General features: G+C 44.1%; 6 protein-coding genes. 3 read left to right on the forward strand and 3 right to left on the reverse strand.

The window, feature by feature from the left end:
* Positions 1 to 189: 189 nt before the first annotated feature.
* The 3 genes from Phpb_RS15350 to Phpb_RS15360 are packed head-to-tail and all read right to left on the reverse strand — an operon-like array spanning position 190 to position 5,790.
* Entirely contained in the window at positions 190 to 2,334 is a 2,145-nt protein-coding gene (locus Phpb_RS15350) for a type I secretion system permease/ATPase (protein WP_065391085.1), read from the reverse strand.
* Positions 2,335 to 2,336: 2 nt separating this feature from the next.
* Positions 2,337 to 3,692: an HlyD family type I secretion periplasmic adaptor subunit gene (locus Phpb_RS15355; protein ID WP_065391086.1), complete on the reverse strand. Its 1,356-nt coding sequence runs from the start codon at positions 3,690 to 3,692 to the stop codon at positions 2,337 to 2,339.
* Positions 3,685 to 5,790 carry a peptidase domain-containing ABC transporter gene (locus Phpb_RS15360; protein WP_065391087.1) on the reverse strand — a complete coding sequence of 702 codons (2,106 nt, stop codon included), beginning with the start codon at positions 5,788 to 5,790 and terminating at the stop codon, positions 3,685 to 3,687. The genes Phpb_RS15355 and Phpb_RS15360 overlap by 8 nt, the downstream gene beginning before the upstream one ends.
* 323 nt (positions 5,791 to 6,113) lie before the next feature.
* Here Phpb_RS15360 and rtxH point away from each other — a divergent pair, with 323 nt between their 5' ends.
* Genes rtxH through rtxA form a run of 3 tightly spaced genes read left to right on the forward strand, consistent with a single transcriptional unit; the run spans position 6,114 to position 19,600 of the window.
* Entirely contained in the window at positions 6,114 to 6,464 is a 351-nt protein-coding gene (gene rtxH / locus Phpb_RS15365; protein ID WP_065391088.1) for a protein RtxH, read from the forward strand.
* Between the two features lie 21 nt (positions 6,465 to 6,485).
* Entirely contained in the window at positions 6,486 to 6,947 is a 462-nt protein-coding gene (gene rtxC / locus Phpb_RS15370) for an RTX toxin-activating lysine-acyltransferase RtxC (RefSeq protein WP_065391089.1), read from the forward strand.
* Between the two features lie 17 nt (positions 6,948 to 6,964).
* Positions 6,965 to 19,600, forward strand: a complete 12,636-nt coding sequence (gene rtxA, locus Phpb_RS26935) for an MARTX multifunctional-autoprocessing repeats-in-toxin holotoxin RtxA (protein ID WP_065391090.1) — start codon at positions 6,965 to 6,967, stop codon at positions 19,598 to 19,600.
* The last annotated feature ends 101 nt before the right edge of the window (positions 19,601 to 19,701 follow it).

Genomic DNA, 19,701 nt, shown 5'->3' on the forward strand with positions numbered 1-19,701 from the left:
GAGTTCTCCAACTTAAAAGTTAAGATGTAAAAAGATGTTTGATTTATCTAACATATTAATAACTGAGAGTTACAGTTTAAATAATTTATTTACATTTTGTTAATTTATTGAACAAATAAATAAAAATAGACTCATTTTGAGTCAAAATTTACGCTTTCCTCTTCTTAAGAAATTAAGCTGAATGTCAATTCAGCTTTCACCGATTTGTTGATGCCATAAATGGGCGTATAGGCCGTCTTGTTGAAGTAGTTGATCATGTGAGTCAAATTCGACAATTTGCCCTTGATCTAACACGCAAATTTTGTCGGCATGACGAATCGTGTTGAGCCGGTGGGCAATGCTAATAACTGTTCTGTTACGGCATATTTCATCCATATTCGCCATGATTGCGGCTTCAGATTCATAATCTAACGCTGAGGTGGCTTCATCGAGGATCAGAATAGTAGGGTTGACCAAGAGTGCTCTTGCTAATGCGATGCGCTGTCTTTGACCGCCAGAGAGATTTGTCCCTTTCTCCCCGACCGGATGAGCAAAACCGTGAGGAAGCGATTGGATAAATTCAATGGCGCCAGATAACTCAGCGGCGCGATAGACTTCTGCATCAGTGGCGTTGGGTTTACATAGTCGAATATTATCGATGATGCTGCCGGAAAAGAGGATACTTTCCTGGAGCACAACGCTCATATTGCGGCGTAAAGAGACGGGATCGGCGATAGCCAGATCCATACCATCAATGAGAACTTGCCCATGTTGAGGTACATATAGCCGTTGTAGTAAACGGGCGAGCGTACTTTTACCTGAACCTGATGGTCCGGTTATACCAATAAATTGACCAGATTTTATTGACAACGATAAATTTGCCAGAACCTCCGGTGTGTCGTCATGATAGCGGAAACGAATGTTTTTGAATTCAATCTGACCTTCCAGCTCAGGTACAGAAGCTAATCCTTGTTTACTGTTCTCCATTGGTTCATCAAGAATATCCCCCACACGTTTCAGAGCGATTAACGTATGCTGAAAATCTTGCCAAACCTGTGCCAGCCGGAGAATAGGTTGGGTGACATGTCCGGCTAGCATATTAAAAGCGATAAGTTGTCCCGGCGTCAGTTCACCACGTAAAACTTCTGTCACTCCCCACCATAAGAGGATTGCGGCGGTAAATTTTTGGACAAAATCGATGCCTTGCCCGGCAATTAAACCGCTTTTCTGTGCCGCAAAGCTTTTAGTTAATTGTTGGCTGAGAATGCGTTGCCACTGATGTAAAAAACGATTTTCAGTCGCGGTGGTTTTGATGGTTTCAATGCCTGTTACAGCTTCGGTCAGAAAGCTCGTCGCATTCGCATCGGTTTCATATTCTGCCTCCACTTTGCGGCGAATAATTGGCCCGGCGATAAGCCAAAATACGAAATAAATAAAGAGTGAGCCAATAACGATCCAGGTCAATATCTTGGCATAGTAAAACATGACGCCAATGAACATGATAACGAAAATCAGATCTAACAGCAGCATCAGGGTAGAACCCGTCAAAAACTGGCGGATTTGAGACATTTCTCTGACTCTGGCGATAATCTGCCCGGTTTGCCGTTGCTTAAAATATTGCAGCGGCAAGCTTGTCAGATGGCGATACAGTCGCCCGGAGAGTTCAGAGTTTATCTGGCTTGCCATATGCCCAAACACGGTGTTGCGCATAAAGCTATACAAGGGTTCGGCAAGGGCGATAGCGAGCATAGCCATACCTAATACATGCAGGCTGGATAAACTTCGTCCTACCAATACCTTATCGATGATGTTTTCAAACAGGATCGGGCTAACCAGCGCAAATAGTTGCAGAACAATGGCAAATAAAAAGAGATCTCTTATCTGACTTTTCTGGCGAAAAATAGAAGGGTAAAACCAGCCCAGGCCGAATTTGACATGTTTTTTAGTTAATTCCTGATCGGCGATCAACAGAATCTTATAGGCACGTTCTTTATTATCAGCAGATAAAGAGAGTGACCGCGTTTGTTCAGTCGCAGGATCGAGAACAGTAACATGAGTGTGGCTGACTTCAATCAGTACCCACCATTGCTGTTCCAATTCAATCAGTGCCGGTAAGGGTAACGTTGGCCCTGTATTGGCAGTTAATTGCTCAATTTTGCTGTGTAGCCCAATAGCGTCGGCGGCTTCGCGGAGTTGTAATTCATTCAAATGTAAAGAATCAAAACCTAGGCTGTGTTGGAGTTGATCGATAGTGGCTGACTTATGAAATTGTTTTCCCACATAGACAATACAGTCCAGTGCCTGATTATGGGTGTTGTTACCGGAATCGGCAGCATAAGAAGGTAATATGTTCACGATTATTTCTCCCTCAATGCTTCAGATTGATACTCTCTGATCGGGCTCAGGAGATAATCGATAACGCGACGCTGATCGGTTTTGATTTCAGCGACGATTGACATACCGGGGGTAATGTCGACATGAGTATTGTCTATGACGATATTATTGCTTTTGAGGCTTACTTGAGCCGGGAAGACTAATCCCAACTGTTCATCGGTGGTTGAATCTCGGGATATACTCAGCAGTTCGCCATCGATAGTGCCGTAACGCGTATAGGGGAAAGCATCTACCTTAACGGTGACTTGTTGCCCTGGATGTACAAATCCGGCGTCTTTATTGAGAATTTGCACCTCTGCCAGTTGCACATTGTCGTCAGGGACGATCACCATTAAGTTTTGCGCTGGTTGCAAAACTGCGCCTAATGTATGCACACTGAGCTGTTGAACGGTTCCTGTCACGGGAGAGCGAATAATTTCAAGCTGTTCTCGCACTTGAGCTTTTGCCAGCTCTTGCTCTAAAACAACCAATTGAACTTCGGCCTGTTTTCTTTTATCAAACCATTCACGCTCTTTTTGAGTTTTCAGGCTATTTAAGCGCTCTTCCAGGCCGATATATTGCGATTGCAGCACATTAAGTTCTGCATTTTGTTGAGTAATCAGACGTTCTGTTTCCAGAAACTCTTTTTCCTGTTCAAGGTATTCAACTTTGCTGATCACCTGTTTTTGACTTAAAGTCTGGCGCGCTTTTAAACGCTGGCTAATATTTTGCCGGAGTTTAGTGAGCGCGTTGATATCGCTTTTCCGTGATTGTTGAGAAGAGAGATTGACGTTCATCTCTGCTTTCAGATTTGTTACGTTCGCTTCATACTCTCTTTTCTCGCGGGAGTAATTTTCAACAACTTGTGCTTGTTGAGATACCGGCAATGTTTGAAATAGTGCTTGTTCTTCTGGCGCCTGTTCCTCAGTTAAAGCCTGATAACGAATTTTTTCATGGACTTGATATTCGATCTGCTTGAGTAACCGAGCGATATCTTGATTAACACCGAGTGTGTCCAATGTCAGCAGTGGGGCGTCTTTTGTTACTCGCTGTCCATTCTGAACATGGATAGCTGTCACCCGGCTCTGTTCATAAGCTTGAATTATCTGAGAGCGACCTGAGACGATCAAACGGCCGGTTGCCGTAGCCTGAACATCCAATTTACCCAAATAGGCCCAGAGCAAGGCTATGATGACACCGATGCTGAGCGTTATTGCGGTATAACGGGCGAACGGTGAAGGCGGACGCTGTGATAACGCCAAGTGTGTCGGTAAAAAATCATAATGCCGCGGACAACGGCGCAACCGAGTTTTAATTTTATCCTTAAAAGCCTTAATCATGACAAGGCGCCTCCTGTTTTAATTCTTGTTGTAACTGCCAGAGCTTTCGGTATTGCTTGCCGAGGCTAAGCAATTGAGCGTGAGAGCCTTGTTCGATAATTTCACCCTGTTTAAGAACAATGATGCGATCACAATGACGTACAGTTGAAAGGCGGTGTGCGATAGTAATAACCGTTCTGCCTTGGGCAATTTCCGCCATATTGGATTGAATGAGTGATTGTGATTCATCATCAAGGGCGCTGGTGGCTTCATCAAGAATGAGAATTTTGGGGTTAGCCAGGATAGTCCGGGCAATGGCAAGCCGCTGACGCTGACCGCCGGATAAAGATTGCCCGCCTTCTGCGATAGTTGTGTCATATCCCATTGGGAGCTTGAGAATAAATTCATGGGCGCCCGCTAGTTTGGCCGCTTTAATGACGGCTTCCAGATTAGCATCGGGTTTTGATTGGGCGATATTCTCATATACTGTTTTGTTAAATAAGAAATTTTCTTGCAGAACCACGCCGACTTGCTGCCTGAGCGTTGCAATATTGATATTTTGCAATGGAATCCCATCTAAGGTGATCGCGCCTGTTTCTGGGGTATAAAGGCGGAGTAATAAACGAGCCAACGTACTTTTCCCGCAACCAGAAGCACCCACAATACCGATGGTTTCTCCGGCTCTTATATGGAGAGTCAAGCCCTTAATCGTCGGTGGAATATCAGGCTGGTAGCGAAAGACAACATGGTTAAACGAGATTGCTCCTTGCAGAGTGATCCGTTGTTGACCGGATTGCTGTTCGGTTGGCAGGTTTAACATATCTCCTAATTTATCGACGGCTACTCGCGTTCTGATAAATTGCCCCCATAGTTCCACCAATCTGGCTAAGGGTTGGGAAGTGTGATTTACCATCATGTTGAAGGCGATTAACTGACCAATAGTCATTTGCAGTGATAAAACCTCTGACGCGCCTAACCAGAGAATCGCTGCATTGGTGACTTTTTGTAGTAGCATCACAATATGGTTTGAACGGTTACTCAGTTGCTGTACCGCATAACTGGTATCCACCATCTTCTCAGTCTGACGATCCCAACGACGAACGAACCTTGGCTCTACCGCCAGACTTTTTAGGGTTTCAGAACCGGAAACCGTTTCAGTCAGAAAAGAGGTATTTATGGCTGCATGGGTGAACTGTTGTTCAACCGATTTTTCCATGCGAGGAGTCAGCCACCATGCCAAAATGGCATAAAAAGGGAAGGTGGCGAGAAAAACCCAGGTCAGTGTGCTGGATAACAGCGTCATCACATAGATGAAAATAAACATAAACAGCAGATCGACAGATAAGGTGAACATTGAACCAGTCAGAAATTCTCTGACGGTATTCAGTTCACGCACTCGTGTGACGATCGCCCCTACCTGACGGGATTTAAAAAAGAGTAAAGGCAGCCCGAACAGATGCTGGACCAATTTTAATCCCAATTTGATATCAATACGGTTGGCGGTATGTGCGTATTGGTATTCGCGCAATCCACGTAAAATCACCTCAATGATGCCGGCAATAATTAAGCCAAAGACTAATACATCAAGTGTCGATAACGCTTGATGGATTAAGACCTTATCCATAACCACCTGAATAACTAAGGGTGAAATTAGCGCAAGAATCTGTAACACAAAGGAAAATAGCAGTATTTCACCCAAATTTTTCTTTTGTGCCAGGAATTCTGGAATAAACCAACTGATGTTAAATTGCGCTTGTTTCTGCTTGATTTTAATCCATTTTCCATTCCACTCTTTTATTAGCCTTTCTTCGGACCATATTTCGGGATTTTCTTTATCAACCCTCTGTATTAATGAATTTTCTTTATTCGATTTGGCTAAAACAAAAGGTAGCCCATTATTATCAAACAAGATTGCGGGTAAAGGTATGTTATGATGCTTTTTGCTTACGGAATTTTTATTTGAAAGAGATAAGTTAAATTTTTTCTCTATATCCTTTATATAGGAATGGTAACAACCAGAGTTTTTTAAGTTATCAATATCAGTAATATTTTCTTTCCCATTACATATCATCAATATTAATCTTAATGATGCTATGGTCAATTTCTCAATTTCATTCATGAAAAAACATCTTTAAAATTCACAAAAATATTAATTAAAACAAAATATTATGTTGATTTGTGTGGTATTTAAGTATTGCATTATTATCTTATATTTATTGCCAGTACCAGTGTAGGTAAATGGGACTATATATGGGGGGTAAAAGGACTTTTTGTATATAAATATTGATTTTGAGTTTTGTCTCTATATTATTTATTGATTCATTTACGCTTTAATGTATTTATAGATATACAAACTCAGGATATCCCTGAATTGAATGCTTTTCTTGTTGTAAACATTGCATAGTCTCATTAAAAAATTGTTTATTTTTGGTAAATAAAAATATGTCTGAAAAATTCGTACAAACTATCTCTAGCGTTAATTATAACAAAGGTGTTTTTTCTCTTTATTTCGTTGGTCAGGAGCCTAATCGTATGGCGAATGGGATAATGGCGGAAAATGATAATGAACTTGAATTAAAACAAGTTATCCATATGCCCGCATCGGGATTTATGTATATGGTTTCGATGGTTAAAAACATGTTGGAAGATCCACGGATGGCGGCTGAATTTGACAAGTTGATTGAGGCAGGATTTTTACCAGCTCCACAAGTAGCCGAAGAACAAATTGCATCAGAATCTGTAGTAGAAGAGTCTGATAACGCTAAAAAACGCCCATCTAAAAATACAAAATAAGATCTCATGGTTGATTAGCGCATGGCGATTATACATCAACCAGTAAAACTGAATAACGCAGAAATTCAAGCGATGATTGGAGGAGTCATGTTGCTGAGTCAGCATTCTCCTCTGCATCGGAGATACCTGGTGTCCGAGTGGCAACAGCGTATCTTGCCTGCATTTGAGCTGAATCAGTTTTGCTATTACGAAGATGAACACGGGCATCCGATCGCCTTTTGTAATTGGGCTTTTTTATCTGATCAGAATCGAGAGGAGCTTCTTTCAGGAGAAAGGGAGCTTACCCACACAGACTGGCGCTCAGGTTCACATATCTTTTTTCCTGAAATGATTGCGCCTTTTGGTCATGGGCGTGAAGTTGCCAAGGATTTGCGCCGCCGTGTCTTTTTGCCGTGGAAAGGTCAAAAAGCGTGTACTGTCCGCGGGAAACTTGATGCCCAAAACAACCGTTGTATTCGTCAAGTGCAGTGGTTTTTTGTTTAATTTAAAGGGATTTTTTGATGGGGAAATCATCAAATAGAAGTACTGAGTACTTCTTTACTGGGAAATACTACGACGATAATGATGGTAATAGTATTACTGCTATTGGTGTTGGTGGTGAAGTTTATGCTTATGGCGGAAATGATGATGTTACTGTTGGTTCACTTAAAGTCGATGTATACCATACAGATGGTGACCTTGCGGTAAAGGGAGCTTCAGGTTATGCCGGCATTAGTAAAACGGGAAATGGAGGTCTGTCATTTGCGGGTGCCGCCGGTGCGGCTTTTATTCATCACACAGGTAAAACGGGAAATTTAAATTATTCGGGTGCTGCTGGTTACAACAAACTGGTTCGTAAAGGTTTGTCTGGTGATACAAATTTTAAAGGGGCCGGTGGATACAATAAGTTATGGCATGAAACTAACCGGGGAAATTTAAATTTTGCCGGTGCAGGGGCATACAATGACATTGATCATACTTGGCTTAACCGTTATCAGGATTCACAGGGAAATGTGACTTTTAATGGCGCAGGCGCTGCAAATAGCATCAGCTCACGAGTAGAGAGCGGTAACGTTACGTTTAATGGGGCTGGTGCTGATAATCACATTGTACGTAAAGGTAAAGAAGGTAATGTTATCTTACGTGGTGCGGGGGCAGCGAATCGCATTGAGCGTGTACGCCAAAATAGAGATGGGTATGAACAGACCTGCGGTGATATTACGTTTGAAGGTGCGGGGGGTTATAACAAACTCTATTCTGATGTCGCACATGGCAATATTAATTTCTCCGGTGCGGGTGCTTACAATGAAATCACCAGAATAGGTGCGGATAGCGATTTCGATGGTGAAGTATTGGAATTTGCCAAAGCCGAAGAAATCGTATTGAAGACGGCAACGATGGGAGGAAGTGGGATTCAGAAGTCTCAGCAAGTTACAGGTATTAAATCAACCGTCGAACCGGATACCTATCTTTTTGCGTTTGCTGACAAAATGTACACTAAAATCAGCAAAGTCCAGCTTCAAAATAATCCCACCACGGGTAGATTCAGTTATCATGCCACTTCTTGGTATAAAGCAGGTAATCACCTTAAAAATCTTGCCGCGAAAGAAATTTCGTCAGGCAATGGATTTGTCGCGGTAAACGCTAATGGCGCTTACCGTCTCTCTAGTTTGGTTTTTGAGCGTCAGCAGCCCATCGAGATTCATGCTATCGAGGAAAGCCTACTGATAGATCAGTGGGTAACCTATGCGGGCGGCATGGTGATTAAAGCAGAGGATATCTCGTTAGGTGATGCCAAAATGGGGGGATATGCGATCTTCTCTAATGGTCGCAAAGTCGATGTTTCCGCAGTCAAATCAAACCGGCAACCCAATACTTATGTGTATGCCAAGGTCATGGGGTCATATACCAAAATCGTTAAAGTTCAGTTGAAAAACGATCCTGATACAGGGCAACTGAAATACAGAGCGGAAGCATGGTACAAAGCAGGCGATCATACGGGTAATTTGGCTAATAAAGAGCTTTCCTATGCTAACGGATATACCTCTATTGGTCCCAGTTACACGTTAAGCCAGCTTCAATATAACGTTAATACAGTGCGCCGTACCTCCCATCGATTAGTACATAGCGAAGAATATAGTCAGCAAGACTTTGCAAAGTCACCTACAAGCAGTGGTTACGTTAATTTTAACGGTGTGGGTGGTGGAAACGTTATTAAATCTAATGTCACGCGGGGAAATGTTAATTTTAAGGGCGCAGGGGCGGCGAATGTCATTCTGCACGGCTCAAAATTCGGTGATACGAATTTTGATGGAGCTGGTGCAGCTAACGTCATTGTAAAAAGTGGCGAAAAGGGCGATCTGACATTTCATGGTGCGGGTTTAGCCAATGTTCTGGTTCACCAAGGCCAGAGTGGGAAAATGGATGTTTACGCTGGTGGCGCGGTAAATGTTCTTGTACGTGTCGGGGACGGACAATATCTGGCTCATCTTCTGGCTTATGGCAATATCTCAATCCACAAAGGCAACGGTAACAGCCGGGTGCTGATGTTGGGGGGATACAACACTCATAGCCAAATCGGTAATGGCAATGGCAACTGGTCCGGTGCGGGTGGTTTTAACGTGATCACTCAGGCAGGAGCCGGGGATATCTCCTCCGTACTTTTGGGTGGTGCTAACGTGCTCACTAAGCTTGGTGCGGGAGATCTGGTTTCCGGTATGTTCGGCGGCGCCAATATTATCACTCATCTCAGTGATGAGAGCGAAACGGCCGACACCACGGCCATTGCGTTGGGCGGCGCCAACATTTTGACCAAGAAAGGGAAAGGCAATGCGTTGGCGGTAATGGGCGGTGGCGCGAATGTTCTCACGCATATCGGCGACGGCAATACCACGGGCGTTATGCTCGGTGGCGCTAATGTCTTAACCAAAGTCGGCAAGGGTGACACGACCGGCATCATGTTCGGCGTCGGCAACGTGTTGACCCATATCGGCGACGGTTTGACGCTGGGCGTGATGGCCGCGGCAGGCAATATCTTCACTAAAGTCGGGGAGGGGACATCGATTGCCGCCATGATTGGTGTGGGCAACCTGTTTACCCATGTCGGCAAAGGGGATGCATGGGCGTTAATGGGCGGCGCAGTGAACGTCTTTACCAAAGTGGGTGACGGTAATGCGCTGGCATTAATGGTAGCCGCAGGCAATGTGTTTACTCATATTGGGGATGGCACAACGGTTGCGCTGATGCTGGCGAAGGGCAATATCGCCACGAAAGTGGGTCATGGCATGACTCTGGCGGCGATGGTCGGCAAAGCCAATATCTTTACCCATGTCGGGGATGGCAATACCTTCGCGGCCATGATTGGAGGCGCCAATGTGCTGACCAAAGTCGGCAATGACCTGACCGCCGCCTTAATGATCGGGAAAGCCAATATCTATTCGCATGTGGGTGATGGCGCCAGTATCGGTTTGTTTGCCGGTGAACTGAACGTGATGACCAAAGTCGGTAAGGGTACGACACTGGCGGCCATGTTTGGTAAAGCCAATATTATGACCCATGTGGGAGATGGCTTAACCGGCGTGTTAGCACTGGGTGAGGCCAATATCGTCACCAAAGTGGGTGATGATTTTATGGGGGTGGTTGCGGCGGCGAAAGCGAATGTCATAACGCATGTTGGCGACGCGACAACCGCCGGTATCCTGTTTGGCAAAGGCAATATTCTGACCAAAGTAGGCGACGGAACCACGGTCAGTCTGCTTATTTCCGATGTGGGTAACGTGATGACCCATGTTGGAAAGGGGACGACGGTGGGTTTTGCCAAAGGTAAAGCCAATCTGATGACCAAAATTGGCGATGGAGTCGGAGTGAATGCGGCTTGGGGGGAGGCCAATATTCTGACGCAAGTGGGAAATGGCGACCGTTACAACTTCGCGAAAGGTAAAGCTAATCTCATAACTAAAGTAGGGAATGGACAAGAAGTCGCGGTGGTTCAGGGCGATGCCAACATTATCACCCATGTGGGTAACGGTGATGATTACATCGGAGCTTGGGGCGAAGCCAACGTTATCACCAAGGTAGGAGATGGACGTAATGTGGTGCTGGCTAAAGGCAGGGCTAACATTGTCACCCAAGTAGGTAAGGGCGACAGCTTTAACGCCTTATGGAGTGAAGGCAATGTCATCACCAAAGTGGGTGATGGTATGCAGGTGACGGCGGCAAAAGGGAAAGCTAACGTTACCACGACAGTAGGCAATGGCTTAAATGTCACTGCTGCTCATGGTGACGCTAACATTAACACCCATGTGGGTAATGGTGTTTCGGTTAACGTGGCGTGGGGGAAATATAATGTCAATACCAAAGTTGGCAATGGTCTCAATGTTGCGGTAATGAAAGGCCAGGGTAATGCCAATATTCAGGTTGGTCACGGCTTGTATGTTAATGCTTCTTACGCACGCAACAACGTGGCGATTAAGATTGGTGATGGTGATTTTTACAACTTGGCTGTTGCATCGAGTAATACAGAAAGTAACAAGCTTGCTTCTTTCTTCGATAATATCAAACAAACTGTACTCGGAGTGGGAGGCAGTCAGGCGATCAACTATCTGGTACATGGGGATGAGGCTAGCACATCAGGCACTCACAGGGGCAGAGGTGCAATTAACTTAACCGAAGTTTCTGCCATTGATGGTTTTAAGATGGAGGAAATTGATCAAGTTGGTTCGGATTTAAGCAGTCGTCTGAGTCGTTCTGTAACAGCGGTAGAAGTGCCTGATATTAACTCAATAGAAAGTTCTTTAGCCGGTTCGCTAAATCGAAAAACGCGATCGGTATCGGATCGGAACGCAAACCTGATCGTCAATGGTGACTTTGAACAAGGTAATCAAGGTTGGCAGTCAACTAATGGTGTTGAGGCATATAATCCGGCGAATGCTTACGGTCTTAATAATGCGGGTCATGGAAAGCGAGTCAGTGAACTTGATGTGGATGTTAACACTACGCTTTCGCAGGAGTTGCAAAATCTGTCTGAGGGTGAAGTTGTTTCACTGAGTTTTGACTTTGCTAAACGTTCCGGTCTTGCCTCAGGTGAAGGTATGGACGTGCTATGGAATGGTAAAAGTATCTTCTCAACCTCTGGCAACGAAGTTGAATGGCAAAACAAGGCTTTGCAATTAACTGCGCAAGAAGGCGCTAATCGAATCGAATTTAAAGGTACAGGTTGGGATGATGGATTAGGTTACATCTTAGATAACGTCGTTGTGAAATCTGAAATGTCATTGATTTTGAATGGTGACTTTGAACGAGGCGATCAAAGCTGGCAGTCAACTAATGGCGTTGAAGCCTATCATGAGGCAAGTGCTTACGGCCTTGATAACGCAGGTCATGGCTCACGGGTCAGTGAACTTGATGTGGATATCAGTACCACTATTTACCAGGATCTGAGAAACAGGTCGGAAGGTGAAGTCATTTCATTAAGCTTTGATTTTGCAAAGCGCGCAAATAGCACTACGTATAATGAAGGCATGGAAGTTCTTTGGAATGGTGAAAGCAAATTTACCATTACTAATGGTGATACTGGATGGCAAAATAAAACACTGGAATTAATCGCCAAAGCAGGTACTAACCGCATCGAATTTAAAGGTATCGGCGATAATAATGGTATTGGCTATATCTTGGATAACGTTGTTGCAAAGTCTGTAGGTACATTGCCAGCCAATAGTGTTATTGAACATGCCAGGCAAGACCAGGCGGCCAAAAATGCGTTAAGCGATAAAGAAAAAGCCGAAAAAGATCGTCAGCTCTTGGAACAAGAAAAAGAGAAACAACTGGCAGCGATTGAAAAATCAAAATCTCAATTGGAATCAACGGATCAGGAAGCGCTTAGCCGGAATGGGCAAGAGCAGAGTGAGGCGATAAAAGAGGAAGCTCAGGCAGTGACTAAAGAGCTGACTTTAATAGCTGACAACTTTAAGCAACTTAAAGATGAAACCGATGATAGTCGTGAGTTAGATAGCCATTATCTCGACTATGCGGGTGGAATCTCTGAGGAGATCCAGAAACGGTTGGATAACGTTAAGCCGACATTAGAAAAACGGCTGACAGATATACATCGGAATACGATTGATACACAGCAAAAAGTAAAAGATGCCGTGGCGCTATCAGAAGCGGGCGCGGAAAAAGGTAAACAAAATCGTGACAAGGCGATTCTTGATGGTGTAGATGCGCAATTCAAAGCGGATCAGAGAAAAGAAGAAGCTCTTTCACAACAGCAGCAGGCAGAAAAGGCGAAGGATAGCGCCAATATTGCGTATCAGAATGCTGAACGTCGTGGTAAGCGTGATACCGCAGCGGCGGAAAATAAAGCGGCTCAGGCTCAAGCGGATGCTAAAGGAGCGAAGCTAAACGATTCCAGACCGGCTCGCATTGGTACAAGCGGCAGCGGCTGGTCAGGAGAAAAAGCCTATGAATCAACCGGAGCGGGAGAAATCGGCAGCCATATTGATCCTGAATCGATGCTAGAAGCGAGAAACAGATATTATCAAGGGCTGACCGAAGAAGAATTGCAAGCGTTAGAGAATGCTAAACAAGCGGTTAACCGGTTGCAGATCAACGCGGGAATTCGTGCAAAAAATACCGATGCTTTGCTTATTCCTCGGTCTGTTGAAACACAATCTGACAGCATTGTGGTACCTCCTTTACATCAGACGCGTGAACTCATTAGAAAAGCGTCGACAATTTCTGGTATTAATCTGGAAGGATTGGGCGGCAGTAAAAAGAGGGCGATAGATTCTTCCGTATTAAGTCGTGCACAAAAAATCGCCCACATCTACCGTTGGCTTGATAATGGTAACGATAATGCATCGGACGAATATATTCCTATTCCCGGATTTAAGCGTGTTAATGCCGAGATTTCTGGTAATACCAGGCAGAATATAGTGGCTTTTATTGAACGGCATCTCAGGAATCCCAAAGTCAAACACAAAGTACCTGAGAATGAAATCGCATCTTTAGCGAAACTGTTTGTTGACGCGACTTTGGATTATGACTGGGATAAACGAGTTGAGTTTATTGCAAAACTGGACAGTTATGGTCATAGCTTTGAAGCTGCCCGCGATGACAAAAGTATTGTTTCATTCTGGTCCGGGAAGAGTTTTAGAAGACATCGAGATGTTCTTGAGGCCGCCCAACCGGATGGTAAGAAAATCGTTTACGATATTGATGTGCAGGGAAACGCTTTTGCGATTCAGCTCAATCAGCACCTCATGAAATGGAAAATTACGTATCTCTCCGATAATGAAAATAATAGGCATAACGCGCTAAGAGCGGCAATTGATGCCGCTACGTATAGCAACACCGGTTTCTGGAGCTCCATCTATGCCGCAGGATCACGTGGTGATGTTTATTTGATCTCTGAGGGGGGCTTACGTCTTGGCAACTATTTCTGGAATGTTGAATTACCTGTATTGCGTAAACTACAACGTGAAGGATTAGTAGGTGAAATTCTATTGTTGGATAAACCGGCAAGTGAATATAAAGGGTTGCCTACAGAATTGATTGGCCGCAGATTAACCGAGGCGGGTATTACTGTGAAGGCGCGGTTTGATGCTTTGACTATTGAAGAGCAGGAAAAAAGGCTGGCGGTTAACCCCGATGGTTATAAAGCCGATACCGTTGTTGATCTCGATATTAAGCTCAGTGCCGTCGACACTATGCTGAATCAAGCATTGCCGTTTTATGGATTACGTACAGAACGTAACTTATTAGTGCAAAAGAGTGGTGAAGGATTGGAGGTGCGCTCATGGCCCGGCAATGGCAATGAATTTAAGAGAATTATTGTAAAAAACACGACCAGTAATAATCTGCTTAAAGCAGTTGAACGTTTTATTCTTGCTAATTACGACAATTATGCGCAGTTACCTGATGAGTTATATTTCATGGAAAATCGGATTATATCTCATCATCAAGGGCATACCCGAATTCTTGCTGATAAAGTGAATGGCATCTGGAAGCCCGTGCCAGAATTGATGTCGGTGAGTGAGTTCCATCAAGCCGCATCCATTGCAGGTAAAATGCGTGGTGACAGTTACCAAAAAGTGATTGATGCACTAGAGAGTTATCACCATGTCTGGCAAGGAAGAAAAGACGATGAATTGGATGTGATAGGAAAATTATCCGATTTGCGCCAACAGGTTGAAGGCTATCTCTTAGGTCATCCTGACTCAGGTCGTGTCCCGGCAATGAAGGCATTATTGTCTCAAATTGACACACGCTTTGAAGAGTCGATGGCGCTTGCTGAATCCACTGTGAGAATCCCAGAACAAGGCGATTTCAGTAGTCTGTACGATAAGCTTGGCAGTGCCAATCTTAAGGATTCAAAACACCTTTATGTTGATGAAAATGGTGATTTTGTCACTCGCGGTAAGGCAAATATTCATATTAACCAGAAAGCGGAAAGTGCTGATAAAGCGATTGAGCAAGTCAAAGCGGCGGTTATTAAAGAGTATGGTCAAGATGTCTCAGATGCTGTCTTTTCAAATCTGAAAGCCAGCGATTTATCACAAGATGGTAAAGGCATTGACGTGTCTGGTTTAAGAAAGATCCATCAGGCGATTGAGAATATATCGACCCCTCCTGGATCTCAGAGTAAAAATCATAATGTGGAAAAGAAAAGCTTATTCCAGGAAGTGGGTTATACCATTTTTGACCTTAAAGCAGATGGAAAACAATTGGCTGATTATTCATTCCACTTTAGTCAGAATGAGGATTTGTTGGGGGGGCTTAAGAAGCTTATTCCAGAAATTAGTAATGTGCTCGTGACTAATGGTAATGACGTTAAGTCCAAAGAGTTTCTGGAAGGAATATGCTTTGCTCTGTCTTCCCGCTATATGATGGAAGAACGTGTGAATGGCGTGGGAGGGGGAAAAGCTTATATAGAGTGGTTGCAGGAGGTAGTTAAAGCCTACAATGACAATTCCGTGAATAAGAAAACGGATATCAACTCTATTGAATCCTCTTTGCTTAACCGATATCGCCGTCAGAAAGTCGGCCCGGCTATTGAAAAATTGTTATCAATACAACATTTTCAACAGCTTGATGCTGGCAGTTTGATCGAGAAAGCGAAGGGGAATATTGATTATAGCGCAAGGCTAAAAGCAAATGGGTTAACAGGGGCGAGGATCGGTAATCCGCTGAATTATGAGGTTGATGGCTATGAGTCTGTTATGGAGCAACTGCGCAATGTGAAGCAATCGACTTATATGATGTTTATGTCTGAAGATCATGCCATGTCGGTTGTTGTACATAAGAATGAAGCTCAAACAATCTGGTCATTCTTTGATCCTAATTTTGGTGCTAAATCGTTTGATAACTATGATGATTTTCACCGTTTTATGGATTCTTTCCATAAGGGCTTGATCACGGGTTACCGATCTCCTATAGGTTATAAATATGCATCTGCCAGCCCTGAGGACAGTGCAAAATCGAGCTTCTATATTAACTATAATACATTTGAAGATAGCGCTATTACGGGTTATGACAATACTTGGAAACAGGCGCGTAAGAGTGAACAACGTCATGTATTACGCGCACTGAAAAAGCGGGGAATAATGTTTTCGCTAGATTCAGGTGTCGAAGGGCGGATCGCGGATTACCGTAAAGATGTCGTCACTTTGGAAGTCATGGATAAGAAAGGCCAAAAGGTTTTTGTTGCAGTTGAAAGCAACAACTTTAAACAAGCAGCCAGTTTGGTACAGTTGAATCTTGATAAGATATTTGCTGACCCAACCGTCAGTAAATTGACATTAAAAGGCTCGAAGAATGGTGATGCTACGGTATCTGTATTGGAAAAATTATCATCGGACGTTGTTCTAAAAAACACAGATGTCGAATCTTGGGAGCGTATTTCAGTCACACCACAAACCGATGGTCGAGAAACCCGATTTGATGGTCAAATCATTATCCAGATGGAGGATGATCCTGTAGCGGCTAAAGCAGCAGCAAATTTGGCGGGTAAACATCCAGATTCCAGTGTAGTGGTTCAGCTCGATTCTGAGGGTAAATACCGTGTTGTCTATGGGGATTCAGCTCAATTTAAACCCTCGGACAAGTTGCGTTGGCAGATTGTCGGGCATGGTCGTAGCGAATCAGAGCAGAATAACACCCGTCTGAGTGGTTACAGTGCCGATGAGCTGGCAATAAAACTCAAACAGTTTACTCAGAACTTTAGTCAGGTCGGTAAACCAGACCACATTAGCATCGTGGGTTGCTCGCTGATTAATGATGACAAACGAGATGGTTTTGCTCATCACTTTATCACCGCCTTAAAAGAGCAAAATATTCACACGACTGTTTCGGCTCGTCGTAGTGAAGTTGCCATTGATGTCACTGGCCGTAAATTTACCCAGAATAAAAATAATCAATGGATCAATAACCTGACTGATAACAAAGTTATCTTGAGTTGGAATGAAAAAGGCGAACTTGAAACGCATTCAGAACGAGTTCGTCACAATATTGCTGAAAGCGATATCAATCTTTCTCGTGTCGGTATAGCGGATGCGGATATGCCAGCCAAAGGTGCGATTGTGGATAATGCAGATATTTTCACAGCGCCAGAGAAGCGCAAAAATAAAATTGAAACCGACTCAAGCCATATATCGAATAACCAGATAAGTTACTCAGGTAATATTCAGGTGAATGTCGGGAATGGTGAATTTACTGCGCTTAATTGGGGGACGTCGAATGTTGGTATCAAAGTAGGTGCTGGAGGTTTTAAATCATTGGCCTTTGGTGATAACAATGTGATGGTGCACATCGGCAATGGCGACAGTAAACACAGCGTCGATATTGCCGGTTACCAGGCGCTTGAAGGGGCGCAAATGTTTATTGGCAATCGTAACGTCAGTTTCAACAAGGGCCGTAGTAATGATCTTATTGTGATGATGGATAAATCCCTGCCAACGCCGCCGTTGGTTAATCCGTTTGATGGTGCGGCTCGTATTTCCGGGGTATTGCAAAGCATTGCCCATTCTGGTGAAGAGCGAGCGTGGCTAACGGCGCAAGATCAGCAATGGACAATCGCTGGTGCGAAAAAATTTGTTCAGGATATGTCTGGTTTGGACCAAACCAGCAGTGTTGACTATAAGACGCTGGTTGATTTGGGTTCTCAACATGAACGTAGTAGCCGTGGTTTGAGAAGTGATACGGAAGCGGCGCTAAATAAGAAATTCAACCAGTGGCTAAGCAAGAATGGCAACAGCGTTGATATGAGCAAAATGAGCCGTGCGGATAAGTTCCGTCAGGCCAATGAAAAACTGGCGTTCAACTTTGCGGTAGGGGGCCAGGGAGCGGATATTCAGGTCACTACGGGTAACTGGAACTTTATGTTCGGTGACAATATCCAGTCGATTCTGGACACTAACTTGGGTTCCTTGTTTAGTTTAATGACTCAGCAATACTCGACAACCGGCATAGCGAAAACAACGTTTACCTATAATCCGCAGGATTTGCCACGTCAGCTTAAGAACAAATTGCTTGGTCGGTTAGCCAGTGTGAATGCGGATACCACTTTAGCCGATATCTTTGGTGTGGATTACACCGCGGATGGTTGTATTGTCTCCCGTGGAGATGAGCCGGTGGATGGTGCGGCTATTCTAAAAGAGATGATTGAAGTCATTGGAAAATTCGGTGGTGAACAACTGAAAGTTTTCACTGATCCAGATAAATTGCTCGACGGCCTGAAATCTCACCTCAATATGGGGACAGATGGCATTAAATCCTTTGCTGAAAGTCATGGCCTGAAACAGAAAGAGCCTGATGAAAATGAAAAAGCGCAGAGTAGTACGCCAGCGACTATGGAGACGGAGAGCGTCAAACCAGAGCGTACATTTGGTTTTCATTCGCTGAATTTGCCTAATTTGTTTGCGACGATGTTCAGCAAAGATAAACAAGAAGAGATGAAGTCATTAGTGACCAATCTGAAAGAGAATCTAACCACAGATTTGCTCAATATGGAGCGGAAAACGTTTGATTTCTTGCGTAACAGCGGCCATCTGCAAGGGGATAGCGATATCCATGTATCGTTGGGGAACTACAACTTCAACTGGGGCGGCGATGGTAAAGATCTTGGCGCTTATCTGGGCGATAACAACAACTTCTGGGGTGGTCGCGGAGATGATGTTTATTACTCAATCGGTACTTCCAACATCTTTGCGGGCGGTGCGGGTAATGATCTGGGCGTCCTGATGGGACGTGAGAACTGGATGTTTGGCGGTAATGGCGATGATACCGCGGTGGTCGCCGGACGTATTAACCATGTGTTTATGGGTGACGGTAATGACCAGACGTTTGTCTTTGGTGAAGGTGGCTTAATTAATACCGATAAGGGCCAGGATTACATCGTCACCTCTGGCAACTACAACCGGGTGGATACCGGGGAAGATCAAGATTATGCCGTGACCATTGGTAATAACAACCGGGTTGAGCTAGGTGAGGGGAATGACTTTGCCAGGGTATTTGGTAATGACAACCAAATTGACGGCAACGCCGGTAACGACGTAATTAAATTGTTGGGCTACCATGCGATGATTAATGGTGGAGAAGGCGATGACCACCTGATAGCGGCCACTATTGCTAAGTTCAGCCAGTTTAATGGCGGTGATGGTCAGGATCTGCTGGTATTAGGGGGTTATCAGAACCGCTTCCAGGGTGGGACAGGTGTAGACAGCTTTGTAGTCAGCGGTAAGGTGATTGACAACCAGATTGATGATATCAATGCGGAAGATATGATTGTCTTTGATGGTATTGACTGGCAAAACTTGTGGTTCCAGCGTAGCGGATATGATCTGGTGTTATTAGTAAACCGTCATACTGAGGATAAAACCGCTCAGGGAGCATTTGAATCAATAGGTTCAGTCACTTTTAGCAATTACTTTAATGGTAATCGTGCCAAATTGGTGGCGCAGATGGGGGATAAGAGTGCATCGGGAGAGCGTGAGTTTACGGCGCTATCGGATAATGCGGTTGATACTTTGATCCAATCAATGAGCAGTTTTGCCCCGACAGCGGGCGACAATGGTTTTATTGAAAATTTGGACAATAAGGCGACAATTGCCATTACAACGGCGTGGTCAGATACGTCTATTGGTAAGGTGCAGTTTGCATAATTAATTCGCTAGAATAAAAGTAAAATGAGTAATAAAAATGGCTCACACAATTGGTGAGCTATTTTTACGGCTAAATAACGAATGTTCATTATATTATTGGT

The organism is Photorhabdus namnaonensis, assembly GCF_001684335.1.
Classification (GTDB): Bacteria; Pseudomonadota; Gammaproteobacteria; order Enterobacterales; family Enterobacteriaceae; genus Photorhabdus; species Photorhabdus namnaonensis.